We start from the raw sequence: 538 nt of genomic DNA, 5'->3' as shown, positions 1-538 counted from the left end.
AGCCCGCAGGCGCACAGCCGGGACCGCGATCCGGGCGGGCGCCGATCAGGCGCCAGGCGATGCGTCCGCTGCGGTCGCCGACCACCAGGTTCTGTGCGGGAATGCCGGCGTGGTCGGCGAAGCGCAGGGCAGCGTCCAGGTCACCGGCGCGGGCCAGGTCACCGAAGTCCAGGCGCACCGCGCCGGGCAGGTGGGCGACCCAGCGCAGCGCATCACCGCTGCCATCGGCGTGGGTATGCAGGATCGGCCCCCAGGCGGTTTCGCGTACCGGGAACAGCACATCGGCCTGGCCGGCCACGGCGATGCGTTCTTCATGCACGGTCACCGTGGCGTTGGCCGGTTCAGTGCGGTAGTCCGCGGTGTCGATGTAGCTGTTGGTGAAACCCCAGGCGACGTGCCCGTTGCTGCCGACGATCACGGCCGGCAGGCCCGGCAGCGAGAAGCCGGTGACGTCGACCTGGCCGCCGGCAGCCTGTGGATCGGGGTAGCGCAGGCGCACGCGGAACCACAGGCCGGGGGCACGCAGGCCCAGGTGCAT

1 protein-coding gene is annotated in these 538 nt (G+C 72.3%); it reads right to left on the bottom strand.

What is annotated here, in order from left to right:
• Window positions 1–538 (bottom strand): penicillin acylase family protein (locus EN804_RS34545; RefSeq protein WP_189602143.1); only part of this gene is annotated, 538 nt, incomplete at both ends.

The organism is Mesorhizobium sp. M8A.F.Ca.ET.161.01.1.1 (genome assembly GCF_004792105.1).
GTDB lineage: Bacteria > Pseudomonadota > Alphaproteobacteria > Rhizobiales > Rhizobiaceae > Mesorhizobium.
The sequence above is the reverse complement of the archived record's forward strand: the minus strand, read 5'-3'. Positions and strand labels throughout refer to the sequence as shown.